The following is a 23,342-nucleotide window of genomic DNA, read 5'->3' as shown; positions in this document are numbered from 1 at the left end:
CGAACGGAATTCAGGAGCATGCCTGCATCACCGCGCCGCCAGCGCAGCATTCGCCTCGCGCAACCGCGCGGCGGTGTAGGGCTTCTCGATGATCGCGACGCAGCGGTCGTCGGCGTAGCGTTCGACCAAAGCGGGGTCGGGGCCATCGGAGGCGACGAGGATCGCCAGGCAACGATGCTGCGCGCGCAGTTCGGCGACCAGCGCCTCGGCTAGCTCGGCATCGATGACGACAAAAGCATAGTCGCCGCGTGCCGCGCGCACCTTGCCGAGCGCTTCGCCCGCGGTCGCCGCGCCTTCGGACGGCACCCCCGAACTCGCCAGCGCCTCGACCGCTAGGCCGCGCACCTGGTCGTCGCCCTCGACCACCAGCACGCGCTCGCTGCGCCCCCGATCGAGCACGTTGCGCACCGTCCGCGCGAGCGTTTCGAAGCTGAACGGCTTGCCGATCATCTCGACACCGGGATCGAGCCGCCCGCCATGGACGATCGCGTTGCGGGTATAGCCCGAGGTATAGAGCACGCGCAGGTCGTGCTGGATTGCCTGCGCCGCCTCGGCGACTTCGCGCCCCGACATGCCGGGCATCACTACGTCGGTGAAGAGCAGGTCGACGGGCACGTCCTGGCGTTCGAGCAGCCGGATCGCCGAGGGGCCGTCATGCGCCTCGAGCACGCGATAGCCGAGCTCGCGCAGGCATTCGACGGTATAGGCGCGGACATCATCGTCGTCCTCGCACACCAGCACCGTCTCGCGCCGGACGCTCGGCTCGAGCCCCGTCGCGAGTACCGGCTCGGGCTCGATCGTCACGTCGCGCAGCAGCCGCGGCAAATACAGCTTGATCGTCGTGCCCTCGCCGACCTCCGAATAGATCTTCACATGGCCGCCCGATTGCTTGACGAAGCCATAGACCATCGACAGCCCCAGCCCGGTGCCCTTGCCGACTTCCTTGGTGGTGAAGAAGGGTTCGAACGCGCGCTGGACCTGGTCGGGGGTCATGCCGCAACCGGTGTCGGTGACGCACACCATCACATAGCTGCCAGGCGCTACCTCGGCATGGAGCGCGGTATAGGGTTCGTCGAGATTGGCGTTGGCGGTCTCGATCGTCAGCTTACCGCCATCGGGCATCGCGTCGCGCGCATTGACGGCGAGGTTGAGGATCGCGCTTTCGAGCTGGTGCGGATCGGCCTCGGTGCGCCACAGCCCGGGGGTCGTGACGGTTTCGAGGGCAACGGTCTCGCCGAGCGCGCGGTTGAGCAGGTCCGCCATCGACGTGATCAGCCGGTCGACATCGATCGGCTTGGGGGCAAGCGGCTGGCGCCGCGAAAAGGCGAGCAGGCGCTGGGTGAGCGCGGCGGCGCGCTCGGCACCCTTCATCGCCCCGTCGAGCGCACGGCTGGCGCGCGGATCATTGACCCCGGCGGCGGCGATAGCGCGCTGGGTGATGCCGATATTGCCGGTGACGATCGTCAGCAGATTGTTGAAGTCGTGCGCGATGCCGCCGGTCAGCTGGCCGACCGCTTCCATCTTCTGCGCCTGGCGCAGCGCTTCCTGCGCCAGCATCAGTTCCTCGGTACGCGCCTGGACGCGGGCTTCGAGCGTCTCGTTGAAGTCGCGCAATTGGTCGCGGGCGATCTTCAGCTCGTGAATGTCGGTGCAGGTGCCGAACCAGCGGGTGATGTTGCCGTCGCCGTCGCGCATGCACTGCGCGCGCCCGAGTACCCAGCGATAGTCGCCGCTATGGTGGCGCAGGCGATATTCGATTTCATAAGGATCGCCGGTAGCAAGGCTATGGCGCCAGCGCGTACCGGCTTGCTCCTGGTCGTCCGGATGGAAGATTGCCTGCCAGCCGTCCCCATCGGTCGATCCCGCGGGCACCCCGGTATATTCGTACCAGCGCGCATTGTAATAATCGTGGAAACCGTCGGGCAAGGTCGTCCAGATCATCTGGTCGATCGAATTGGCGATCGCCTCCATCCGCATTTCGCTGGCGGCGAGCGCGGCTTCGACCCGGCGGCGATCAGCGAGCTCGCGCTGCGCGGCTTCGAACAACCGGGCATTGTCGATCGCGATCGCTGCTTGCCCCGCAAGCCCGACGATCAGCCGCTCTTCATGCTCGCCGAAGCGGCCGGGTTCGGGATGGCCGAGCAGGATGCCGCCCAGCACCGCGCCCGAACGCCCGACCACCGGCACCGCGAGATAGCTGCGCACCGGCAGATGCCCCGCGGGCAGGCCGTGATGCGGAGCGTTATGGCCATAGCGCGGATCGGCGAGCACATCGTCGGCACGCACCACGCGATTGTCGAAGGTCGGCGCGAAGATCTGCGTCGCGCGCGGGTGGCCGAACCCTTCGAAATCTTCCGTGCGTGCGCCAGACAGGGTGTAGAGCGCCAGCCGCCCGCTACTTTCGTCGACCAGATTGTGGAAATAGGCGGCATAGCGCGCGCCGGTTAGCTCGCGGCTCGAATCGGTGACCTGCTGGACGATCCGCTCGCTGTCGAAATCGGCGAACAGCGCAGCGCCCGCGCGTCCGAGTATGTCGAGGATGGCAAGATTGTCGGTCGTGGGCTGGGGTGATTGTTGCAACAATAGATACTCTGCTCGCGCTTGCCGGCGCGGGGCCGGGGACAATCGGGGTGGCGGAGCGGGTGGGATTCGAACCCACGATGGGCTTTTGACCCATACTCACTTTCCAGGCGAGCGCCTTCGACCACTCGGCCACCGCTCCGCATACCCTTGGTGCAGAGGAGGCCGACTACGCTAACATTGCGGCAGTCGCAAGGTTCCCGCAACCATGTCGGCATTGCGTACCGATGCGCCGGCGTGCCACCTTGGCACCCATGCCGATTTACGCCTTCGCACTCGCTGCGCTCGCCCTGCAAACGCCACCCGCGCCGCTGCCCGGCGATGCGTTGCCCGCTGATTGGCGGCCGGTTCCGGCGGATGAATTGCTGGTGATGACGCTGGGAGACGGCCGTACCGTGGTGGTCCGGCTCGCGGCGCGGTTTGCACCGGCGCACGTCGCCAATATCCGCACGCTGGCGAAGGCCGGCTGGTGGGACGGCGAGAGCGTCTATCGCGTCCAGGAAAACTGGGTCGCGCAATGGGGCGATGCGACCGAGAAGAAGCCGTTGCCCGCCGGCGTGGCCGCATCGCCCGCCCCCGAGTTCGAGATTGCGGGGTTCGACGCCGCGCAGCGTATGGCGCGGTCCGATGGTTATTCGACCGCGTCGGGCTTCACCGCCGATGGCTGGCCGATCGCGACCGACGGCAAGGCGGCGTGGCTGACGCATTGCTACGGATCGGTCGGCGTCGCGCGTGATGCGCTGCCCAATACCGGCAGCGGCGCCGAGCTGTTCACGCCGATCGGCCAGTCGGCGCGGCGGCTCGACCGGAACTACACCGTGGTCGGGCGGATCGTCGAGGGGATGCAGCATCTGTCGTCGCTCAAGCGCAGCGACGCGCCGCTGGGCGTCTATGCCGATCCGGCCGAGCGGACGCCGATCGTGTCAGTCCGGCTGGCGAGCGACCTGCCCGAGGCAGCGCGGCCGAAGTTCGAATATCGCGCGGCGGATAATGTGCGCTTTGCGGCCTATGTCCGCTCGCGCGAGGTGCCCGCGTCACCGACGGTGGCGGTGGGGGCGGCGGTGTGCGACTTGCCGGTGCAGGTGCGGCGGGCGGGGTGAGGACACCTCCACCGTTCGTCCTGCGCTCGGTCCAAGAAGGACGGTGCTTCGACAAGCGCAGCCCGAACGGGGATAGGGTGGCGCGCTAACCCCTCGACTCGCCTGGCGCTAGCCGCTCAGCGCCCCACCCAGTCAGCCACTTCGGCGGCAACCTGGTTCGCCGCCTGGTTCAGCGCTACCCCGGCATTGGCGGCGTCGATCGCGGTCACCGGCACACGCGCCTCGAAGCGGCGCTTCTCGAAGGCGGTCGCGTCCTTGCGCAACAACGCGCCGTCATAGGTGACGACCGCTTCGCTGGTCGCCGCCTCGAAACCGAAGCTGCGCAATTCGCCCGACAGCAAGGCGCCCGGATCGACGTTCGACTGGCGGCCCGACAGCACGACGCGACCGGTGCGCGTGGTCATGGTGTCGGCCAGCAGCCGCGCGAACAGCCGCGCAGGGGGCTCGACCCATTGCGCGTCCTTCACATAGGCGATCGAGGTGTCGGTCGAGCGCACCGGCACCCGCGCTACCGACAATTCCTGCGGCGTCGAAGGCACGCTGATCGTGATCGTCTGGGCGGCACCCGAGCTTTGCGTCTGGCCGACCGGCACCGCCGCCGCGCTGGTAAGCGTCAGCAGCGAGGGCGGCGGTTCGGCGCCGAAGCTGATGCATGCCGACAGCGGCAGCGCGGCGAGGAGGATTGCGAGCGTCTTCATGGCCGGTGCCTCACGAAATGCATCACTTGGGTTCATAATCGGGCAGCTTGGGCGAGCCGACCAGCGAGCCCGCACCGCCGCGGTTCACCTTTTCGGCGACCTCGGAAAGCGCTTCGGTCATCTGGCGAAGGTCCGACACCAGCTGGCCGACTTCGGGAATGGTCTGCTTCGAAAATGCCTGCAGCCCCGGCCGCGCATCGCCGATCGCTGCGTCGAGCGATTCCGCGCTACGTTGCGCACTGAGGATCGTCTTGTTGAGGTTCGCCATCACTGGGCGGATATCCTCGGCGAGCACGGTATTGGTGGTCGCGGCGAGCTGGCCGATCTGTTCGGCGGCAACCCCGGCGCGGCGGATCGCCATCTGCGTCTCGGCAAGCGTCGCGGCGATCTCGGGGCCGCGATCGGCCAGCGCATCGGACAGGCGATTGGTGTTTTCGAGGATGCCCGCGATCGATTCCTGGTTGCGATCGGACAACAGCTCGGTCAGCCGCTCGGTCAGCGTCGAGATGCGCTCTAGAAGCAGCGGCGCGGTGTTCAGGATCGCGCCGAGCCCGCCGCGCTTGGTAGGGATCGTCGGCACGCCGAACGGGCAATCGGCCGAGGCTCCCTCGCTGGGGCACGCAAGCGGCGGTGCGCCCTTGACCGAACCATCGAGTGCGACTTGGCTGACGCCGGTGAAGCCGACGCCCTGGATCGTCGCGGTGGTGCCCTCGAGGATCGGCACGTCGCTGTTCACCCGGATGCGGACGCGCACGAACTGCGGATCGGGCACATATAGCGCGATGTCGGTGACCTGGCCCGAGGGAACGCCCGAAAAGGCGACCGGCGAACCCTTGTTCACGCCATCGACGGCCTGTTTGAAGAAGATGTCATACTCCTTCTCGTCTCCGCCGCTCAGTTGCGCGAGCCAAACGGTGAAGAGCGCCAGCATCAGCAGCAGGATCAGCACGACGGCGCCGACGAGGACGTGGTTCGATCGGGTTTCCATGCCTTACCTCATGCTCGCTTTGCGGTCGGCCCGCTCGGCGCTGTCGACCGCTGCGCGTCCGCGCGGCCCGTTGAAATATTCCTGAATCCAAGGGTGGTCCAGCGCCAGCAGCTCGGGGATCGTGCCCACGGCGATGACCTTCTTGTCGGCCAGCACCGCAACGCGGTCGCAGATCGCGTACAGCGTGTCGAGGTCATGGGTGATCAGGAATACGGTGAGCCCCAGGGTGCGCTGGAGCGATTTGGTGAGTTCGTCGAACGCCGCGGCGCCGATCGGGTCGAGCCCCGCGGTGGGCTCGTCGAGGAACAGCAATTCGGGATCGAGCGCGAGCGCGCGGGCAAGCCCTGCGCGCTTCTTCATGCCGCCCGACAGCTCGGAGGGATATTTGGGGCCGGCATCGGCCGACAGCCCGGTCATCACCACCTTGTACGATGCGATTTCGGCGAGCAGCGTGCGATCGATCCGAGGATAGAATTCCTTGATCGGCACCTGGACGTTTTCGGACACTGTGAGCGTCGAAAACAGCGCGCCGCCCTGGAACAGCACGCCCCAGCGCTTGCGAATCTCGACCGCCTCGGTCTCTTCGCGGTCGAGCGTGGTTTCGCCGAAGACTTCGATCTGGCCCTCGACCGGGTGCTGCAGCCCGATGATCGAACGCATCAGCACCGACTTGCCGGTGCCCGACCCGCCGACCACGCCGATGATCTCGCCGCGGCGCACGTCGAGGTCGAGATTTTCGTGGACGACCTGTTCGCCGAACGCGTTCTTGAGTCCGCGTACGCAGATGATGGGGTCGCCCTCGCGCGTGTCTGCAGCGCTGGCGGTCTGGTCGGAACGAAGCTCGTTCATATCCACCCGATCCAGGTGAAGAAGATCGCGAAGAACGCGTCGAGCACGATCACGAGGAAGATCGCCTGGACCACCGCCGAGGTGGTGCGCAGCCCGACCTGCTCGGCGTCGTTTTCGACCAACATGCCCTGGAAACAGCCCGACATCGCGATGATCGCGCCGAAGACCGGCGCCTTGACCAGCCCGACATAGAGATCGGTGATCGGCACGACTTCGCGGATGCGCTGGATGAAGGTGATCGGCGGGATGTCGAGCGTCGCCCAGCTGAGCAAACCGCCGCCGATGATCGCGACGATCGATGCGTAGAAGCCTAGCAGCGGCATCAGCAGGATCGCCGCAAGCACCCGCGGGACGACCAGCGCCTCCATCGGCGACACGCCGATCGTGCGCATCGCGTCGATCTCTTCGGTCAGCTTCATCGTGCCGATCTGCGCGGCGAAGGCCGAACCCGATCGGCCCGCGACCATGATCGCGGTCATCAGCACGCCGAGCTCGCGGAAGGTGAGCCGGCCAATCAGGTTGATCGTGAATACCTCGGCGCCGAACTGGCGCAGCTGCACCGCACCCTGCTGCGCGATGACGATGCCGATCAGGAAGCTCATCAAGCCGACGATGCCGAGCGCCGACACCCCGACGACTTCGAAGCGGTGAACGACCGCGTTGAAGCGGAACCGGCGCGGATGACGGATGACGTTGGCAAAGGCGATAACGGTGGCGCCCATGAATCCCAGCAGGCCGAGCATCGTGCGCCCCGCCTGCGCGGTAGCCGCGCCGATCTCGTCGAGAACGCGCAAGCCCGAGCGCATCGGCTTGCCGGAAACCGCCATCGGCTGATCGGCGGCTTGCACCTGCTCCATCAGCTTGCCGCTATCTTCGCCCAGCCCGACGATCTCGGCATTGCGATCGCGCGCGAACCGGTGGACGACCCAGGCGCCGACGGTGTCGATCCGATCGACGCCGCTAAGATCGATCCGGGTCACCCCGCTATCGACCTGCTCGAGCCGGTCGGGCAGGTCGCCCAGCTGCGCCAGCGACAGATCGCCCTGCATACGGATGGTGTCGCCATCGGCGCCGTCGCGGGCAAAGTCGGCCATTCGCTTCATCGCCTGCCTCCATCGTCGATTTGAGATGGATCGGCAAGGTTATAGGCGGCATGGCGCATCGGATGATGCGGCTTGCGATCTACGACATGGACAAGACGGTCACCCGGCGCGCGACCTGGACGCGCTTCCTGGTCGCGGGGGCGGCTAGTCATGCGCGCTGGCGGCTGGCGCTGTTGCCCGTCGCGGGGCTGTTGGCGCTGGGGCATCCGCTGAAGCTGATCGACCGATCGCGGCTCAAGCACGCAACGCAGCGGCTGATGCTGGGGCCGCGGCTGAGCGAGCAGGACCTTGCGCGGCTGACCGCGGCGTTCGCCGAGGCGATCGACCGCGACGAGGTGTTGGCGGCGGCGCGCGCGCAGATCGCCGCCGATCGCGCCGCGGGCTATCGGCTGGTGCTCGCGACCGCGTCGTATCGCTATTATGCCGAGGCGATCGCGGCCCGCCTTGGCTTCGACGCGGTGGTCGCGACCGAGGTCCGGCGCAATGCTGCGGGGGACGTGCTGAGCGGGGTGGCGGGGGACAATTGCTATGGCCCCGCCAAGCTGGCGATGATCGAGGCGTGGATGGCGCGCGAGGGGATCGCTCGCGCACAGGCACAGATACGGTTCTACAGCGATCACGTGTCCGACGCCCCCGCGCTGCGCTGGGCCGACGAAGCATTCGCGGTGAATGCCCATGCGCCGCTCACGGCACTGGCGGCGCGCGAGGGGTGGGAAGTACTCGACTGGCGGTAAAGGCGCTTGGTTCAAAGCGATCGGAATTACAGCCAGCCATCGATCGCGTGGATCGCGAGGCCGACGATGCCGCCCACCAGCGTGCCGTTGATCCGGATATATTGCAGGTCGCGGCCGACCGCGTTTTCGAGGCGCCCGGTGATCGTCGCTGCGTCCCAGCCGCGGACGGTGTCGCTCACCAGCCGGACGATCGCGTCGCCATAATCCGATGCCGCACCCACCACGGCGCGGCGCGCGAAGCGGTTGATCGTCGCGGCGAGCACCGGGTCGGATTGCAGCGTGGTGCCGAGCTGGCGCAGCGCCTCGCCCAGCCGGCCCGCCATCATCGCGTCGGGATCGCGCGCCATTCGCAGCAGGCCGGCGCGCATCGTTTCCCACACCCCCTGCCACCAATTGCCGAGCGCGGGGTTGTCGAGCATCTCGTCCTTGAACCGCGCGACCTTGGCCTGCGTCGCCGGATCATGCTGCAGGTCGTGGGCTAGCTGCGCCAGGCCTTCCTCGGCCTTGGCGCGCAAGGGGTGGTCGGGGTCGTCGGCCATCGCGTGGATCAGCTTTTCCAAGCCGTCGATGATCTTATTGGCCAGCGTCTCGTCGAGCCCGGTCCAGCGCAGCACCGCGCCCGCGCGTTCGTGCACCATCGCGCGGATCAGATGCTGGTTCGATTCGAGGATCCGCGCGGCCCAGCGGATCGTGCCGTCCATCAGCGGACCGTGCCGGCCATCGGCGATCGCCGCTTCCAGCGCCTGGCCGAGCAACGGCGCGACGTCGAGCCGGCGCAACTGCCCCGACAGCGCGCCGCGGACCATCCCGCCCAGCCGTTCCTGATCGAGCGATTCGAGGATGTTCGCCGCCAGCCGTGCGGCGCCATAGCGCATTCGCCCGCCCGCGGCGGTGGCGTTCCCCTCGGTCAGCCAGCGCCCCGCCGCGCCGGCGACATCGATGCCGCGCATCCGCTGCGCGACGACGCGGGGAATGAGGAAATTGTCCTTGAGGAACACCGCCAGCGTGTCGCCGATCCGGTCCTTGTTGCGCGGAACGATCGCAGTGTGCGGGATCGGCAGCCCCAGCGGGTGACGGAATAGCGCGGTGACCGCGAACCAGTCGGCCAGCCCGCCGACCATCGCCGCCTCGGCGAACGCCTGGACATACCCCCAGGCGGGGTGGCCGCCCGCATTGAAGCGCGCGACCAGGAACAGGCCCGCCATCGCCACCAGCAGCCCGGTCGCGACGCGGCGCATCCGCAGCAAAGCGGGCGGGGGAATATCGCCCAATCGGATGCCGGGTGTGCGCAAGCTCATTGCGCACATAATCCCCCAGCGGGGCGAAGGTTCACTCGGCGGGCTGGGTGCCCGGTCCGCCCTGGCCCGGCCGATAAGGAATCCGCCCGCCGGGGGTGTGGTCGAGCGCGGGGCCGACGGGATCGCCATCGCCGGGGCGATAGGTGAGCAGCCGCTTCGACAGCCGCGGCCCGATCCAGCGTTCGATACCGACCGCAAGGCTGAAGCTGGCAGGCACGATCACGAGCGTGAGGATCGTCGAGACGATCAGCCCGCCGATCACGGTGATTCCCATCGGCGCACGCCACGATCCGTCGCCAGACAGCGACAAGGCGGTGGGCACCATGCCCGCGACCATCGCGACGGTGGTCATCACGATCGGCTGGGCGCGCTTGTGCCCGGCGTCGACGATCGCGGTGAACTTGTCGACGCCATGCTCCATTTCCTCGAGCGCGAAATCGATCAGCAGGATCGAGTTCTTGGCGACGATCCCAAGCAGCATCAGCAGCCCGATATAGACCGGCATCGAGATCGGGTTGCCGGTAAGCCACAGTGCGAGCAGCCCGCCTAGCGGCGCGAGCAGCAGCGACCCCATGTTCACGAAGGGCGGCATGATCCGCTTGTAGAGCAGCACCAGCACCGCGAAGACCAGCAAGATCCCCGAAATGACCGCAACGATGAAGTTGTTGATCATCTCGCCCTGCCACTTGGCCTGGCCCAGCGTCAGCCGGTTCACGCCGATCGGCAGGTTCTGCATCGTCGGCAGCGCGTCGATTGCCTTCATCGCCTCGCCCGAGACGACGCCCGGCGCGAGATCGGCGCCGATCATCAGCCGGCGCTGCTGGTTGATCCGGTCGATCCGCGTCGGGCCCGCGCCGAAGCCGATATCGGCGACGACGCGCAAGGGAACCGACCCGCCGCTGTTGGTGGGTACCGGCAGATTTTCGATCGTCGACAATTTCTCGCGCGCGTCTTCGCTCAGTGCGACGCGGATCGGGATCTGGCGATCGTTGAGCGAGAAGCGTGCGCTGTTCTGGTCGATGTCGCCGAGCGTCGCGATCCGGATCGCGCTCGACAATGCCTGCGTCGTCACGCCGAGGCTCGCCGCCAGGTCGAGGCGCGGGCGGATCGTGATCTCGGGGCGCTGCATGTCGCCGGTCACGCGCGGCGCGACCACCATCGGCAGCGTCGCCATCTCGGCCATGATCTTGTTGCCGGTCTCGTTGAGCAGCACTGGGTCTTCGCCGCCCAGCGTGATCGACAGGTCGCGCCCGCTCGATCCCCAGCCCATTTGCGAGCGGAACGCGACGCGCGCGTCGGGGATTTTGTTGAGTTCGGGCGCAAGGCTGCGCTCGAACTCGACGCTCGTCATCTCCTTGTCTTCGGCCAGGATCGCGGTGACGCGGCCGTTGCCGACGAAGGCGCGGGCATAGGTGTCGGTGACCGCGGGCTGCGCCGCCAGCAGATCGCTGACGCGGTCGACTACCGCTTGCGTCTGCGCCAGCGTGGTGCCGGGGACCATTTCGATCGTCGCGGTCGAATTGTCCTGGTCCTGCGTCGGCTGGAACGTCTGCGGCAGCACCATCAGCAGCGCCGCGGTCGCCACCATCGCCAGCGCGCCGAGCCCCATCACCCACAAACGATGATCGAAGATCGGGGCGATGAAGCGGTTGAACCCACCCTTTGCCGCAACGCGCGCCGCCCGATCACGGTTGAGCGACCAGCGCAGCAGCCCGACATAGCGGTCCATCACCCAGCCTTCGCCATGGACGGCATGGCCCTTCGACTTCAGGAAATAGGCGGCGATCATCGGCGTGATGAGCCGTGCGACCGCAAGGCTGACGAGCACCGCGGCGACGACGGTGAGGCCGAAATTCTTGAAGAACTGCCCCGAGATGCCCGGCATCATGCCAACGGGCAGGAACACCGCGACGATCGCCATCGTCGTCGCCAGCACCGCCATGCCGATCTCGTCGGCGGCGTCGATCGATGCCTGATAGGCCGATTTGCCCATCCGCATGTGTCGCACGATGTTTTCGATCTCGACGATCGCATCATCGACCAGCACGCCCGCGACCAGGCTCAGCGCGAGCAGCGTCATCTGGTTCAGCGTGAACCCCATCAGGTCCATGAACCAGAAAGCGGGGATCGCCGAGAGCGGGATCGCCAGCGCCGAGATGATCGTCGCGCGCCAGTCGCGCAGGAAGAAGAAGACGACGATCACGGCCAGGATCGCGCCCTCGACCATCGCGGTGATCGCGGTTTCGTACTGCGCCTCGACATATTTGACGTTGTTGAACAGCAGCTCGAACCGCACCTTCGAATTGCGTTCGTTGAGTGCCTTCAGCTTTTCCTGCGCGCCATAGAAGACCGCGACGTCGGATTCGCCCTTGGCGCGCTTGATGTCGAACGCGACGACCTGCGCGTCGTTATATTCGGCGTTCGATCGGCGCTCGGCGATGCTGTCGCGCACCTGCGCGATGTCCGACAGGCGAACGGTGCGCCCCGCGACCGGAATCTGCGTCTGGCCCAGATCATAGGCGGTCTGGGCGTTGCCGATCACGCGCACCGATTGTTCGGAGCCAGCGATCTCGGCGCGCCCGCCTGCGGCGTTGAGGTTCACCTGGCGCAGCGCCTGATTCACCTGGCTGGCGGTCAGCCCCATCGATTGCAGCCGCGTGGGATCGAGGACGACGCGAATCTCGCGATTGACGCCGCCGATGCGATCGACCGCCGACAGGCCGGGCACCGACAGCAATTCCTTGGCGACGGTGTTGTCGACATACCAGCTGAGCTGTTCGATCGTCATATCGGGGGCGACCGCGGTGAAGCTCGCCAGGTCGTTGTCGGTGGTGTTGGCGCGGAACACCTGCGGCTCGAGAATACCTTCGGGCAGGTCGCCGCGAATCTGGTTCACCGCTTCGCGCACATCCTGCACCGCGCGATCGATCGGCGTGCCAATGTTGAGCTGGATGATCGTCTGCGACGTGCCTTCGGTGACGTTCGATTCGATCTGATCGATGCCCTGCAGGCTGCGTACCGCTGCCTCGACGCGCTGGGTGACCTGCGTTTCGAGCTCGGTCGGCGCGGCGCCCGGCTGGCTGATGACCACGATCGCGATCGGGAAATCGATGTCGGGGTCCTGGTTCACGTCCATCCGCATGAAACTGACGATCCCCGCCAGCGTCAACGCCACGAACAGGACGAGCGACGGAACCGGGTTGCGGATCGACCAGGCCGAGATGTTGCGGAAGTTCATGGCAGCTTTTCGCCTATTGCTTGAGCGTCGTCAGTTGCGGATTCACCTTTTGCCCCGGCGTCAGGAAGCCACCGGCGGTCAGCACCACGCGTTCATTGCCTTCGAGCCCGCTCATGATCGAGACCCCGCGATCGGACACTTCGCCCACGGTGACGCCGCGCCGAACAGCTTCCTGCTTGTCGTTGAGCACATACACGTAATTGCCCTGCGTGTCGCTCAAAACCGCCGATTCGGGCAGCAGCGGCGCCACCGCCGCCCCCGCAACGATACTCGCGCTCGCGAACCCACCGGGGCGAAGCGCGCGGTTGAAGGGCAGCGCGATTCGCGCGATTCCCTGGCGGGTCTGCGGGTCGATCACCGGCGAAACCTGCCAGACTTCGCCCTTCACCGTTACGTTGGTCCCGACCGGGGTCACCTCGGCGGGTACACCGACCGAAATCCGAGCAAGATCGTTTTCACTCATCTGCGCACGCATTTCCATCTGGCCGTTCATCGCGATGCGGAACAGCACCGCTTGGCCGCCGCTGACGATCTGGCCGGGTTCGACCGCGCGCGCCAGAACCAGCCCGGCGGCGGGCGCGCGGATGTCGAGCCGCTGGTTGCGGGCCCGCGCCTCGGCCAATTGCGCTTCGGCGACGCTGACGCGGGCGCGTGCGGCGTCGCGGGTGGCGGTGCGGCGCTCGACATCGGCCTTCGACACGAAGCCGCGCGCGACCAGCTGCGCTGCACGATCGAGCTCGGACTGCGCGATCCGCGCGTCGGCACGCGCGACCTCGACGCCCGCGGCGAGCGACTGCGCGGTCTGCGTCTGCACCGAGCGATCAACCGTGGCGAGCACTTGTCCCGCGCGCACCAGATCGCCGGGTTCGACCAGCACGCGGGTGACGACGCCGCCTTCGCCCACCACGCCGATCGGCATCTCGCGCCGCGCGGCGAGCGAGCCGGTGCCCGACAGGATCGTGCGGATCGTCTGGCGCCCGGGCACCGCGACGGTGACGGTGGGGATTTGTCCGCCCTTGTCGGCGGCTGCGCTGGCTGCGGTCTTGGCCGCCGCCGCATCGTCGCCGCGCGCCATGAAGAACCACGCCGCCGCCGCGACCAGGATCGCCACGACCACGGCAACGATGACCCAGCGCCGACGCTTGGGCTCGACGACCTCGCCGGGCAGCAGCCGCCCGTCACTCTCGATCGTCGAACTTTCGTAATTCATGCATCCACCCCTTGGCACGCTCGGCCGGCCGATCCCCCGCCGGGATCAACCTGTCGCAATCGCGCTGTATTACAGGAATAACTCACCGGCCTCAAGCCACCGATTTCTAGTCCGATGAAATGCCCGTTCCGCGGCGATACCGCAAGCGAATGCGCATGCCCTGCGGGCGGCTTTCGTGACGGGCGCGAATCGACTAGAGGCGGGAGGAATTCGTTCAGCCGAGGTTGCCGATCCTGTGGCACTGGAGGAGCGCGACTCACTTCGAGGCGGAGAAAATTCGATGCGATTCCTCACCCTTACTGCTGCTATCCTTGCCCAGGGCGCGCTTCCCGTCGCGGCACAGACCACCGCCGCGACTGCGGTACCTGCCGATGTGACCTTGCTCGATGTCGTGGCCGAGGGGCGCACGACGCGGGTGCCCGATCTGGCGACGATCGGCGCGGGGGTGGTCACCCAGGCGGCGACCGCAAGCGAGGCGATGACCACCAACGCGACCGCGATGGCGCGCGTCCTTGCGGCACTCAAGCGCGCCGGCGTTGCCGATCGGGACGTTCAGACCGCGTCGATCTCGCTCAGCCCGCAATATCGCTATGGCGAGAACCAGCCGCCGATCCTGACCGGCTATCAGGCGTCGAACCGGGTGAATGTCCGCTTCCGCGACATCGCCAGGAGCGGGACGATCCTCGACGCGCTGGTGAGCGCGGGGTCCAACCAGATCGACGGGCCCAATCTGACGCTGGCCGAGCCCGATGCGGCGATGGACGAAGCGCGCGCCGATGCCGTGAAGCGCGCGCGTACCCGCGCCGAATTATACGCTCGCGCGGCGGGGCTTCGCGTCGATCGGATCGTGTCGATCAGCGAAAGCGGGCAGATCGCCCAGCCGATGCCGGTGATGATGCAGAGTGCGCGGATGGAAGCCGATGTCCGCACCAAGATCGCCCCGGGCGAGCAGGAAGTGGAGATCACGCTCAACGTCCGCTTCGCGCTTCGCTGAGCGAACGCGGCGCCGACGCGCAATAAAAACCCGACGCGCAATAAAAAAGGGCCGCCCCGCTGGGACGGCCCTTTTCGGCTTGGCTTGGGTTCGCAGGAATTAGCGAACGCGGCCGCGACGTACCAGGTTGACGATCGCGAGCAGGATGATCGCGCCGACCAACGACGTCAGGAAGGTCGTGATTGTGATCGCCTGATTGATCGAACCACCGCCGAAGATCAGGCCGGCGATGAACGCGCCGACGATGCCGACGACGATGTTCAACAGCACGCCCTGCTGCGCGTCAGTGCGCATCACCATGCTTGCGAGCCAACCGACGACGCCGCCGACGATAAGCCATACGATAAGACCCACCATGTTATTCTTCCCTCTGTTAGCGCCCGGAATCAGCCGGGCGGTTCGGAAGGTAATGACTCGTGAAGCGGCGGAATGTTCCGGCAACGTTTTGAAACGAGTGCCCAAGACTTGCAAAAAGTCAGAATTTGGTCTGGCGCTCGTATAGCGACCGATAATGCTGGATCCGCGTCACCCGCAGCCCCGGCATCCCCGAGCGATCGATCGCACGCTGCCAGCTGGCGAATTCCTCGACCGTCAGATTATAGCGTTCGCACACTTCATCGACCGTCAGCAGCCCGCCATTGACCGCAGCGACGACTTCGGCCTTGCGGCGGACGACCCAGCGCGTGGTGCTGGGGGGCGGCAGCGTGTCGAGCGTGAGCGGCTCGCCGAGCGGCCCGATCACCTTGGCGGGGCGGATCTTCTGATTCTCAATCATGGGTAACCTCGATCGGGGCGGGGGCCCCCGTCAATTTCATCATGCTATACACCGTGCCTCTGAAGATCGGCTGAAATCCAAGGGTAAACATCGTCTTCATCCGCCAGTCCGTCGTGCCAGCGCCGCGGCCGTAGCGGCGTTGAATGCAGCGTCGCATCGCAGCGGCGCGGTTTCGGTCACCGGCTGCAACGCCAGCCGCGCCTGCAACCGAGCGGTGACGCTGCCCGCCTGCCGCCCGGCCGCTGCGGCCAGCAGCACCGCCAGCCCTCCGGGCACCGCGGTGACGATGGTACCACGGTCGAACCGGGCGAAACTCAGATCCACGACAGCAACTCGATCATGCAGCCGGGGTAGCGACCATAACTGAAGGGCTGGTAAAGACGCGTTTTGCATCGACGGACCGCGCGCCTTATGTGACGGACCGATGATCGAAGCCGATTTCCAGCTTGGCACGGGCCAAAATCGCACGCCGCGCATCGTCGTCGCCATGTCGGGCGGGGTCGACAGCTCGGTGGTGGCGGCGCTCGCCGCGCGCTCGGGCGCCGAGACGATCGGCGTCACGCTCCAGCTATACGACCATGGCGAGGCGGTGGGGCGCGCGGGCAGTTGCTGCGCGGGCCGCGACATTCGCGATGCCCGCGCGGTGTGCGACCGGCTGGGGATCGCGCATTATGTGTTCGACCATGAATCGTCGTTCCGCGAACAGGTGATCGACGATTTCGCCGACAGCTATCTTGCCGGACGCACCCCGATCCCCTGCGTGAAGTGCAACATGGGGCCCAAGTTCACCGATCTCTTCAAGATGGCGCGCGACTTGGGCGCCGATGCGCTGGCGACCGGCCACTACGTTCAGCGGGTGATCGGCGCGGACGGCCCCGAACTCCACCGCGCGGTCGATCCGGCGCGCGACCAGAGCTATTTCCTGTTCGCGACCACCAGCGCGCAGCTCGATTTCCTGCGCTTTCCGCTGGGCGGGCTGCCCAAGGCGGCGGTGCGCGAGATGGCCGCCGAGATGGGTCTGGGGGTGGCGGGCAAGCCCGACAGCCAGGACATCTGCTTCGTCCCCGATGGCGATTATGCCTCGCTGGTGCGCAAGCTGCGCCCGCAGGCGGCGGCGGTGGGCGAGATCGTCCATCTCGACGGGCGGGTGCTCGGGCAGCATCGCGGGCTGGTCAACTATACCGTCGGCCAGCGGCGCGGGCTCGAGATCGGCGGGTTGACCGAGCCGCTCTACGTCGTCCGGCTCGACCCCGCGACCAAGCGGGTGCTGGTGGGGCCGCGCGCTGCACTGGCGGTAGCGGCGGCGCGGATCGAGGCGATGAACTGGCTGGGCGGTGACCATCGCGGGGCCCTGACCGCCAAGGTGCGATCGATGGCCAAGCCCGTCGCCGCGCGGCTCGAGGGCGATCGGGTGGTGTTCGATGCCCCCGAATATGGGGTCGCACCGGGGCAGGCGGCGGTATTCTATGCCGGTGAGCGCGTGCTGGGCGGCGGGTGGATCGCCGAGACCGAGGCGGCGTTGCTCGCGGCTTAGGTCGGCGGATACTTCAACAAGAGAAAGAACGGCACTTCGACAGGCTCAGTGCGAACGGGGTTGCGGCTCAGACCTCGAAGCTTCCCTCGATCACCGTGACGCAGGCGCCGCGCAGGATGACGCGCGCGCCGTCGACTTCGCAGTCGAGATCGCCGCGGCGCTGGCTGGCCTGGAGCGCGGTGAAGCGGTTTCGCCCGAGCCGCTCGGCCCAATAGGGGGCGATCACCGCGTGCGCGCTGCCGGTGACGGGGTCTTCGTCGATCCCGGCGGCGGGGGCGAAGACGCGGCTGACCAGGTCGGTCGACTCGCCGGGTGCGGTGACGATGTTGAGCGTGTCGCCGATCGCGGCGAGCGCGGCGAAGTCGGGCGCGACCGCCAGCACCGCGGCTTCGTCGGCGAGCACTACGACGCCATAGCCATTGGGGTGCCACAGCGTATCGACCGGATCGGTGACGCCGAGCGCCGCGACCATCGGCGCGATGTCGGTGGTTTCGGGCGGATAGGCGGGGAGCGCCATTGCCAGCCCGTGATCGTCCTCGCGCACCTCGAGCACCCCCGCCTTGCGCGTCATGAAGCGCACCCATTCGCGGTGGAAATCGGTGTGGCGCAGCACATAATGCCCCGATGCGAGCGTCGCATGGCCGCACAGCGCGACCTCGACCGTCGGGGTGAACCAGCGCAGCAGATAATCGGCCTGCTCGTTGCGATCGGCCACCAGGAAGGCGGTTTCGCTGAGGTTGTTCTCGGCGGCGATCGCCTGGAGCACCGAATCGTCGAGCCATTCGTCGAGCAGGAGCACCGCCGCGGGATTGCCGGTGAAGGCACGCGTCGCGAAGGCGTCGATCTGGGCAAAGGGTAGTTTCACACGCGCTTCCCGAACCAATGGGGGGTGACGTCGGCCTCGACCAACGGATTGTCGGTATCGACATGCCCCTGCGGATCGAGATGGATCAGCACTTCGACCTTGGGGTGGCTGCGGCGTAGCGCGCGCTCGACATTCTCGACGATGTCATGCGCGGCGGCGACGGTGAGCGCGGGATCGACCTCCATGTGGAATTGCGCGAATTCATGCGCGCCCGATCGGCGGGTGCGGAAATCGTGAATCCCCTTGAGCCCGGGCTGGCGCGCGGCGACTTCGATGAAGGCGGCGCGCTGGGCTTCGGGCCATTCCTTGTCCATCAGCTGGTCGATCGCGTTCGACGATGCCTTGAACGCGCCCCAGCCGAGCCAGAGTGCGATCGCGATGCCGAACACCGGATCGGCCCAGGTGAGGCCGGCAAACTGATCGAGCGCGAGCGCGCCGATGACCGCGGCGTTGAGCAGCACGTCGGACTGGTAATGAACATTGTCGGCCATGATCGCGACCGATCCGGTGCGGTGGATCACGCGGCGCTGATACAGCAGCAGCGCCGCGGTGGCGCCGATCGCGATCACCGACACGCCGATGCCGAATTCGGCGTCGGCGGTGGGCTGGGGCGACTGGAAGGCGACGATCGCGCGCCAGCCGATCGCCAGTGCCGATGCGGTGATGAGCGCGACCTGGAACAAGGCCGCCAGCGCCTCGGCCTTGCCATGGCCGAAGCGATGATCGTGATCGGCGGGTTCGCCCGCAAGCTTGACGCCGTAGAGCGTGACCAGGCTGGCGAGCAGATCGAGCCCGGTATCGGCAAGGCTGCCGAGCATCGCGACCGAGCCGGTGTGCCAGGCGGCAAAGCCCTTCAGCGCAAGCAGGAACAGCGCCATGCCGACGCTCGCCAGTGCGGCGCGCATCGCCAGCGGAATGAAGCGGCGGCGTTCGTCGAGTGTCATGGGAACAACATGCCTTCGGTCCAGCGGTCAGCCGATCGTTCGAAGACCCGGCGTTCGTGCAGGCGGTGCGCGCGGTCGTTCCACAATTCGATCCGCGCGGGGACGATACGGTAGCCGCCCCAGAAGGGGGGGCGCGGCACGTCGGTGCCGTCGAAGCGCGCCTTCACTTCCTCGAAACGTGCTTCGAAGGTCGCGCGATCGGCGAGCGGCCGCGACTGGTCGCTCGCCCAGGCGCCGAGCTGCGAATCGCGGCCGCGGCTGGCGAAATAGGCGTCCGATTCGGCGTCGCTCACCCAGTCGACATGGCCCTCGACGCGGACCTGGCGGCGCAGGCTTTTCCAGTGGAAGAGCAGCGCGGCATGGGCGTTCTGTTCGAGCTCGCCGGCCTTTCGGCTGCCGCGGTTGGTGTAGAAGACGAAGCCGCGATCGTCATGCCCCTTGAGCAGCACCATCCGCACCGAGGGGCGGCCGGCGGCATCGGCGGTGGCGAGCGCCATCGCGGTGGGGTCGTTGGGTTCGCTGGCGCGCGCTTCGTCGAGCCAGGCGCTGAAGGTGGCGATCGGGTCGGTCGTCATGGGTGATTCGCGGTCGGAAGGCTACAAAAGCTACACCACGTCCCCCCCGGATTGCCCTTCTCCGCGCGGTGCGGATGCGGGGCGCGCGAGCAAAGCCGGGCGTCGGAAGTTGGATTACGCATGGGTCCCCTTAGCGCAATCGACCGCTTGTAGGACAGCCCCGCCCCGGGACGGTATCGCGGCGGTATCGTGGAGGTATCGGGTAGCGGCGGAACGACTCGTCGCGTCGCGAATTGAATCGCCTTCGCAACGAAGGAACCGGCGATGGCGGCACGTGCATATTGGCAAGGGCAGATCCGGCTGGCGCTGGTGTCGATCCCGGTCGAAATCTATTCGGCGACCAGGTCGGGCGCGTCGGTGTCGTTCCGCCAGATCCACGAGCCGACGGGCAAGCCGATCGCCTATGAGAAGGTGGTCGCGGGCGTCGGGCCGGTCGATGCCGAGGATATCCTGAAGGGCTATGAGATCGAGAAGGGATCGTATGTCCTGCTCGAACAGGACGAGATCGAGGCGGTGAAGCTCGAATCGAAGAAGACGCTCGAGCTGACGCAGTTCGTCGACGCCAACGAGATCGACGTGCTCTATTACGAGAAGCCCTATTTCGTGGTGCCCGCTGACGATTTGGCGGAGGAGGCGTTCATCGTGCTGCGCGAGGCGCTGAAGCGGACGAAGAAGGTGGGGCTCGGCCAATTGGCGCTGCGCGGGCGCGAATATGTCGTCAGCCTCAAGCCGTGCGGGCGCGGGATGGTGCTCGAGACGCTGCGCTATGCCGACGAGGTCCACAAGGCGCAGGGCTATTTCCGCGACATCCCCGATTCGAAGCCCGACGAGGATCTGCTCGAATTGGCCGAGACGCTGATCAGCAAGAAGAGCGCGAAGTTCGATCCGCAGATCTTCCACGATCGCTATGTCGATGCGCTCAAAGGGCTGATCGAGCGCAAGCGCAAGGCCAAGGGGGGCAAGATCATCGAGCAGGCCGACGAGGCTCCGGCGAAGCGCGGGTCGAACGTGGTCGATTTGATGGCGGCGCTGAAGAAGTCGCTCGAGAAGCCGGGGGCGACGACGGGGGCGGATGCGAAGAAGCCGGCGGCGGCGGCGAAGAAACCGGCGGCGAAGGCAGCGGCGAAGAAGGTGCCGACCGAGGCCGCGGCGAAGAAGGCGCCGGCGAGGAAGCGGGCGTGATGGGGCCACCGTTCGTTTCGAGCGAAGTCGAGAAACGGCAGCTAAGCACGCCATATCGGTTTCTCGACTTCGCTCGAAACGAACGGGGAGAAAGGGATCGCCGTGGCTAAAGCCCCTGATCCGCTCGCCAAATACAACGCCAAGCGCGATTTCTCGCGTACCGCCGAACCCGCCGGGACGCTTGAGAAGGGTAAGGGCAACCGCTTCATCGTGCAGAAACACGACGCCAGCCGGCTGCATTATGATTTCCGCATCGAGGTCGACGGGGTGCTCAAAAGCTGGGCGGTGACGCGCGGGCCGAGCCTCAACCCCGACGACAAGCGCTTAGCCGTGCGGACCGAGGACCATCCGCTTTCCTATGGCGATTTCGAAGGCGTCATCCCGGCCAAGGAATATGGCGGCGGGACCGTGATGCTGTGGGACGACGGAAGCTGGGCGCCGATCGCGGGCAAATCGGCGAAGGATATCGAGGCGGGGCATCTGCACTTCGTGCTCCAGGGCGAGCGGATGAAGGGCGAATGGATGATGATCCGCCTGAAACCGCGCGGCAAGGAACGCGGCGAGAATTGGCTGCTGCGCAAGGTGAACGATGCCTATGCGGGGGGATCCGACGCGCTGGTCGAGGGCGAACTCACCAGCGTGAAGACCGGGCGGACGATGGCCGAGATCGCCGAGGGGAAGGCGGCCCCTAAGATCCTCCCCCAGCGGGGGAGGGGGACCGCGCCCGCAGGGCGTGGTGGAGGGGGGGAGTCGCAGGCGGTGCGCTCGCGGAAAGCCCCCTCCACCGCTGGGGGAGGATTTAGGGCGCTGCAGCTGGCTACTTTGGTTGATTCGGTGCCCGGCGGGAATGGCTGGCTGCACGAGGTGAAGTATGACGGCTATCGCGCGCTGATCTCCACCGGGCCGGGGGCGAAGGTGTTCACGCGGTCGGGGCTCGACTGGTCGGACAAGTTTCCGGGGATCGTCGCGGTCGCCGAGACGATTGCGCCCGCGCTGATCGACGGCGAAATCGTCGCGTTCAAGGACGGCAAGCCCGATTTTTCGACGCTGCAGAATGCGATTTCGGGGGGCGGCGACGGGCTGACCTTGTTCGCGTTCGACCTGTTGGCCGAAGATGGTGAGGATCTCACCGCGCTGCCGCTGGTCCAGCGTAAGGAGCGGTTGCGGCCGCTGATCCCTGCCGATGACGATCGCATCCAGTTCGCCGAGCATGTCGTCGGCGCGGGCGAGGAGCTGTTCGAGGCGATGTGCCGCGAGGGCTATGAGGGGATCGTGTCGAAGAAGATCGACGCGCCCTATCGCGGCGCGCGCACCAAGGCGTGGCTGAAGGTGAAGTGCACGCGGCGGCAGGAATTCGTGATTATCGGCTGGCTGCCGTCGAAGGCCAAGGGGCGCGGCTTCGCGTCGTTGCTGGTGGGGCTGCACGGCGACGAGGGCCTGGTCTATGCGGGCAAGGTCGGGACGGGCTTCGATGCCGCGACGCAGGACGATCTGCTGGGGCGGCTCGAGAAGCTCGTGCGCAAGACCGCGCCGGTGGACGTGCCCAAGGCGGCGGCGCGCGGGGCGCAGTGGGTGACCCCCAAGCTGGTCGCCGAGGTGGCGTTCGCCGAGTTCACCGGGGAGGGGGTGCTGCGGCATGCGAGCTACCTCGGCCTGCGCGGCGACAAGGCGGCGAAGGACGTGGTGGCCGAGGTGCCGGTGGCGGTCGAACGCGCGGCGTCGAGCGTGAAGATCAGCAGCGCCGACCGCGTGATCTTTCCCGAGGACGCGATCACCAAGGGGCAGCTCGCCGATTATTACGCCGATGTCGCGGGTATCCTGCTGCCCTTCGCGGCGAACCGGCCGATCAGCCTGGTCCGCTGCCCGCAGGGGCGCGCGAAGCAATGCTTTTTCCAGAAGCACGACGCGGGCAGCTTCGGCAAACAGGTCCACCAGGTCGATATCCGCGAGAAGGACGGGTCGACCGAGCCCTATCTATATGTCGATGACGCCGACGGGTTGCTGGCGTGCGTGCAGATGGGGACGATCGAGTTTCACGGCTGGGGATCGCTGGTGGGCGATGTCGAAAAGCCCGACCGGCTGGTGTTCGACCTCGACCCCGACGAGGGGCTGGGCTTCGACGAGGTCAAGCGCGCGGCGATCGATATCAAGACGCAGCTCGCCGATCTGGGGCTGACGAGCTTCGCGATGCTGTCGGGGGGCAAGGGGGTGCATGTGGTGGTGCCGCTGACCCCGGTCGCCGAGTGGCCGGCGGTCAAGTCGTTCGCCGATCGCTTTTGCCGCGCCTTGGCGGCGAACGAGCCCGAACGTTATGTCGCGACGATGTCGAAGGCCAAGCGCAAGGGGCGGATCTTCCTCGACTGGCTGCGCAACCAGCGGGGGGCGACGGCGGTGCTGCCCTATGTCGCGCGCGCGCGGCCGGGGGCGCCGGTGGCGGCGCCGGTGTCGTGGACCGAGCTCAAGGATATCGACACCCCCGCGCGCTGGAGCGTGCGCGATGCCGCCGAACTGATCGAACGCGCGAACGGGCGCGGGCTGGCGGGCTGGGGCGCGGCGCGGCAGGTGCTGCCCGATTTGTGAATTGCTCCCCTCCCTGGAAGGGAGGGGTTGGGGGTGGGTGGCGTGCTCGTGGTACGGATGGGCTGGGTGCGCGGCGGCGCTATCGCCTGGCCTCG

General features: G+C 67.1%; 20 protein-coding genes and 1 tRNA gene. 6 read left to right on the top strand and 15 right to left on the bottom strand.

What is annotated here, in order from left to right; translation table 11 throughout:
• Positions 1-27: 27 nt before the first annotated feature.
• Both OKW76_RS10060 and OKW76_RS10055 read right to left on the bottom strand, forming a co-directional pair.
• Positions 28-2,580, bottom strand: coding sequence for an ATP-binding protein (locus OKW76_RS10060; RefSeq protein WP_416221807.1), 2,553 nt, complete (start codon positions 2,578-2,580; stop codon positions 28-30).
• 51 nt (positions 2,581-2,631) lie between these two features.
• A tRNA-Ser gene (locus tag OKW76_RS10055) sits at positions 2,632-2,722 on the bottom strand.
• 112 nt (positions 2,723-2,834) lie between these two features.
• Between OKW76_RS10055 and OKW76_RS10050 the strand changes: the two genes are divergently transcribed.
• Positions 2,835-3,680 carry a peptidylprolyl isomerase gene (locus OKW76_RS10050; RefSeq protein ID WP_265548768.1) on the top strand — a complete coding sequence of 282 codons (846 nt, stop codon included), beginning with the start codon at positions 2,835-2,837 and terminating at the stop codon, positions 3,678-3,680.
• A 116-nt stretch (positions 3,681-3,796) separates the two neighbouring features.
• Here the strand turns inward: OKW76_RS10050 and OKW76_RS10045 are convergent, their stop codons facing one another.
• Genes OKW76_RS10045 through OKW76_RS10030 form a run of 4 tightly spaced genes read right to left on the bottom strand, consistent with a single transcriptional unit; the run spans position 3,797 to position 7,318 of the window.
• Positions 3,797-4,378 carry an ABC-type transport auxiliary lipoprotein family protein gene (locus OKW76_RS10045; protein WP_265548767.1) on the bottom strand — a complete coding sequence of 194 codons (582 nt, stop codon included), beginning with the start codon at positions 4,376-4,378 and terminating at the stop codon, positions 3,797-3,799.
• Positions 4,379-4,400: 22 nt separating this feature from the next.
• Positions 4,401-5,366, bottom strand: a complete 966-nt coding sequence (locus OKW76_RS10040) for an MlaD family protein (protein ID WP_265548766.1) — start codon at positions 5,364-5,366, stop codon at positions 4,401-4,403.
• Between the two features lie 3 nt (positions 5,367-5,369).
• Entirely contained in the window at positions 5,370-6,215 is an 846-nt protein-coding gene (locus tag OKW76_RS10035) for an ABC transporter ATP-binding protein (protein WP_265548765.1), read from the bottom strand.
• Complete coding sequence (locus OKW76_RS10030) at positions 6,212-7,318, bottom strand: ABC transporter permease (RefSeq protein ID WP_265548764.1); 1,107 nt, start codon at positions 7,316-7,318, stop codon at positions 6,212-6,214. The genes OKW76_RS10035 and OKW76_RS10030 overlap by 4 nt, the downstream gene beginning before the upstream one ends.
• 50 nt (positions 7,319-7,368) lie before the next feature.
• Between OKW76_RS10030 and OKW76_RS10025 the strand changes: the two genes are divergently transcribed.
• Complete coding sequence (locus OKW76_RS10025; RefSeq protein WP_265548763.1) at positions 7,369-8,052, top strand: HAD family hydrolase; 684 nt, start codon at positions 7,369-7,371, stop codon at positions 8,050-8,052.
• 26 nt (positions 8,053-8,078) lie between these two features.
• Here the strand turns inward: OKW76_RS10025 and OKW76_RS10020 are convergent, their stop codons facing one another.
• The 3 genes from OKW76_RS10020 to OKW76_RS10010 are packed head-to-tail and all read right to left on the bottom strand — an operon-like array spanning position 8,079 to position 13,798.
• Positions 8,079-9,350: a DUF445 domain-containing protein gene (locus tag OKW76_RS10020; RefSeq protein ID WP_265548762.1), complete on the bottom strand. Its 1,272-nt coding sequence runs from the start codon at positions 9,348-9,350 to the stop codon at positions 8,079-8,081.
• Between the two features lie 31 nt (positions 9,351-9,381).
• The gene (locus OKW76_RS10015) at positions 9,382-12,588 is read right to left on the bottom strand and encodes an efflux RND transporter permease subunit (RefSeq protein WP_265548761.1); all 3,207 of its coding nucleotides are present in this window, start codon (positions 12,586-12,588) and stop codon (positions 9,382-9,384) included.
• Positions 12,589-12,601: 13 nt separating this feature from the next.
• Positions 12,602-13,798, bottom strand: a complete 1,197-nt coding sequence (locus tag OKW76_RS10010) for an efflux RND transporter periplasmic adaptor subunit (protein WP_265548760.1) — start codon at positions 13,796-13,798, stop codon at positions 12,602-12,604.
• 280 nt (positions 13,799-14,078) lie between these two features.
• Here OKW76_RS10010 and OKW76_RS10005 point away from each other — a divergent pair, with 280 nt between their 5' ends.
• Entirely contained in the window at positions 14,079-14,792 is a 714-nt protein-coding gene (locus OKW76_RS10005) for an SIMPL domain-containing protein (protein WP_265548759.1), read from the top strand.
• A 99-nt stretch (positions 14,793-14,891) separates the two neighbouring features.
• Here the strand turns inward: OKW76_RS10005 and OKW76_RS10000 are convergent, their stop codons facing one another.
• From OKW76_RS10000 to OKW76_RS09990, 3 genes are all read right to left on the bottom strand, one after another.
• Positions 14,892-15,146, bottom strand: a complete 255-nt coding sequence (locus tag OKW76_RS10000) for a GlsB/YeaQ/YmgE family stress response membrane protein (protein WP_265552890.1) — start codon at positions 15,144-15,146, stop codon at positions 14,892-14,894.
• Between the two features lie 121 nt (positions 15,147-15,267).
• Positions 15,268-15,567, bottom strand: a complete 300-nt coding sequence (locus OKW76_RS09995) for a DUF1153 domain-containing protein (protein WP_033920667.1) — start codon at positions 15,565-15,567, stop codon at positions 15,268-15,270.
• 96 nt (positions 15,568-15,663) lie between these two features.
• Complete coding sequence (locus tag OKW76_RS09990; RefSeq protein ID WP_265548758.1) at positions 15,664-15,891, bottom strand: hypothetical protein; 228 nt, start codon at positions 15,889-15,891, stop codon at positions 15,664-15,666.
• A 100-nt stretch (positions 15,892-15,991) separates the two neighbouring features.
• Here OKW76_RS09990 and mnmA point away from each other — a divergent pair, with 100 nt between their 5' ends.
• On the top strand, positions 15,992-17,101 hold the full coding sequence (mnmA, locus tag OKW76_RS09985) for a tRNA 2-thiouridine(34) synthase MnmA (protein ID WP_265548757.1): 1,110 nt from the start codon (positions 15,992-15,994) through the stop codon (positions 17,099-17,101).
• A gap of 67 nt (positions 17,102-17,168) precedes the next feature.
• Here mnmA and OKW76_RS09980 read toward each other — a convergent pair whose 3' ends face one another.
• From OKW76_RS09980 to pdxH, 3 genes are read right to left on the bottom strand one after another with little or no spacing between them, the layout of a single operon-like run.
• The gene (locus tag OKW76_RS09980) at positions 17,169-17,966 is read right to left on the bottom strand and encodes a PhzF family phenazine biosynthesis protein (RefSeq protein ID WP_265548756.1); all 798 of its coding nucleotides are present in this window, start codon (positions 17,964-17,966) and stop codon (positions 17,169-17,171) included.
• Positions 17,963-18,910, bottom strand: coding sequence for a cation diffusion facilitator family transporter (locus OKW76_RS09975; protein ID WP_265548755.1), 948 nt, complete (start codon positions 18,908-18,910; stop codon positions 17,963-17,965). Before OKW76_RS09975 ends, OKW76_RS09980 begins: the two co-directional genes overlap by 4 nt.
• Positions 18,907-19,485 carry a pyridoxamine 5'-phosphate oxidase gene (gene pdxH, locus OKW76_RS09970; protein ID WP_265548754.1) on the bottom strand — a complete coding sequence of 193 codons (579 nt, stop codon included), beginning with the start codon at positions 19,483-19,485 and terminating at the stop codon, positions 18,907-18,909. The genes OKW76_RS09975 and pdxH overlap by 4 nt, the downstream gene beginning before the upstream one ends.
• A 264-nt stretch (positions 19,486-19,749) precedes the next feature.
• Here pdxH and OKW76_RS09965 point away from each other — a divergent pair, with 264 nt between their 5' ends.
• Both OKW76_RS09965 and ligD read left to right on the top strand, forming a co-directional pair.
• Positions 19,750-20,667, top strand: a complete 918-nt coding sequence (locus tag OKW76_RS09965) for a Ku protein (protein WP_265548753.1) — start codon at positions 19,750-19,752, stop codon at positions 20,665-20,667.
• Positions 20,668-20,769: 102 nt separating this feature from the next.
• A complete protein-coding gene (ligD, locus tag OKW76_RS09960) occupies positions 20,770-23,247 on the top strand; it encodes a DNA ligase D (RefSeq protein WP_265548752.1) in 2,478 nt (825 codons plus the stop codon).
• Positions 23,248-23,342: the final 95 nt, after the last annotated feature.

Origin of the sequence: Sphingomonas sp. S1-29 (genome assembly GCF_026167545.1) — a bacterium.
Classification (GTDB): domain Bacteria; phylum Pseudomonadota; class Alphaproteobacteria; order Sphingomonadales; family Sphingomonadaceae; genus Sphingomonas.
Note: the sequence above shows the minus strand (reverse complement) of the source record. Positions and strands in the feature narration are given on the sequence as shown.

Bases quoted from the DNA above. Each gene is read 5' to 3' on its own strand.
- OKW76_RS10050 (WP_265548768.1), top strand. From the start codon at position 2,835: ATGCCGATTTACGCCTTCGCACTCGCTGCGCTCGCCCTGCAAACGCCA.
- OKW76_RS10045 (WP_265548767.1), bottom strand. From the start codon at position 4,378: ATGAAGACGCTCGCAATCCTCCTCGCCGCGCTGCCGCTGTCGGCATGC.
- OKW76_RS10040 (WP_265548766.1), bottom strand. From the start codon at position 5,366: ATGGAAACCCGATCGAACCACGTCCTCGTCGGCGCCGTCGTGCTGATC.
- OKW76_RS10035 (WP_265548765.1), bottom strand. From the start codon at position 6,215: ATGAACGAGCTTCGTTCCGACCAGACCGCCAGCGCTGCAGACACGCGC.
- OKW76_RS10030 (WP_265548764.1), bottom strand. From the start codon at position 7,318: ATGAAGCGAATGGCCGACTTTGCCCGCGACGGCGCCGATGGCGACACC.
- OKW76_RS10025 (WP_265548763.1), top strand. From the start codon at position 7,369: ATGGCGCATCGGATGATGCGGCTTGCGATCTACGACATGGACAAGACG.
- OKW76_RS10020 (WP_265548762.1), bottom strand. From the start codon at position 9,350: ATGAGCTTGCGCACACCCGGCATCCGATTGGGCGATATTCCCCCGCCC.
- OKW76_RS10015 (WP_265548761.1), bottom strand. From the start codon at position 12,588: ATGAACTTCCGCAACATCTCGGCCTGGTCGATCCGCAACCCGGTTCCG.
- OKW76_RS10010 (WP_265548760.1), bottom strand. From the start codon at position 13,798: ATGAATTACGAAAGTTCGACGATCGAGAGTGACGGGCGGCTGCTGCCC.
- OKW76_RS10005 (WP_265548759.1), top strand. From the start codon at position 14,079: ATGCGATTCCTCACCCTTACTGCTGCTATCCTTGCCCAGGGCGCGCTT.
- OKW76_RS09995 (WP_033920667.1), bottom strand. From the start codon at position 15,567: ATGATTGAGAATCAGAAGATCCGCCCCGCCAAGGTGATCGGGCCGCTC.
- mnmA (WP_265548757.1), top strand. From the start codon at position 15,992: ATGATCGAAGCCGATTTCCAGCTTGGCACGGGCCAAAATCGCACGCCG.
- OKW76_RS09975 (WP_265548755.1), bottom strand. From the start codon at position 18,910: ATGACACTCGACGAACGCCGCCGCTTCATTCCGCTGGCGATGCGCGCC.
- pdxH (WP_265548754.1), bottom strand. From the start codon at position 19,485: ATGACGACCGACCCGATCGCCACCTTCAGCGCCTGGCTCGACGAAGCG.
- OKW76_RS09965 (WP_265548753.1), top strand. From the start codon at position 19,750: ATGGCGGCACGTGCATATTGGCAAGGGCAGATCCGGCTGGCGCTGGTG.